This window comes from Vibrio sp. 1562, assembly GCF_033340155.1.
Taxonomy (GTDB): domain Bacteria; phylum Pseudomonadota; class Gammaproteobacteria; order Enterobacterales; family Vibrionaceae; genus Vibrio; species Vibrio alginolyticus.
In genome coordinates this window covers 1-559 of the sequence record NZ_JAWOVY010000638.1, presented here as the reverse complement: position 1 = coordinate 559, position 559 = coordinate 1, and the positions used below count along the sequence as shown (strand labels likewise).

The window sequence follows — 559 nt, the reverse complement described above, 5'->3', positions numbered from 1 at the left end:
GTAATTTGGAAAAAGCGTCCTGTTGCTTCCACAGAACCACTGTCAGCATCAGAAAAACCACTTTGCGTTGAAGCGTTGAAACGCATCATTAACGAAGGCGACGAAGCGAAAATCGAACGCTCAGTAAACGAGTACTTGAGTACCCATCGTGACCGACTAAATCCCGAAGATGTTCAAGCGGTCAAACTCGAACTCGATGCCATGAACAGAGCACGTTTTAGTCCAAATCAACAGCCATGGAGTCACAAAGCCCTGTTGGAGAAAGTGCAAAAACTGGCCAAGGCCAAACGTGACAAATCTAGCCACCAGCTAGAAAAACTATAAATAAGAATGGCAGCGCTCTAAACGCTGCCATTTTTGGTTTCTGATGTTCAGGAAGTACGTAAAAACAAACTCACGCTACAATTTGATCTTTTTGAGGGTCTTTTAACTCATATCGCTTCACGCAATTTCTCCCACTGTTTTTCGCCTGATAGAGCGCCTTGTCGGACAACTGATACAAGTGGTCGAAATTGAAGTCTTTGCCTTTGGTTTTGTAGCATGAGTACCCCACCGAAAC

The 559-nt window shown here is 44.4% G+C and carries 1 pseudogene; it reads left to right on the top strand.

The features are described from left to right. Window positions 1–324: pseudogene (locus tag R7Z49_RS26820) on the top strand (protein BatD); the annotation flags it as partial. Window positions 325–559: the final 235 nt, after the last annotated feature.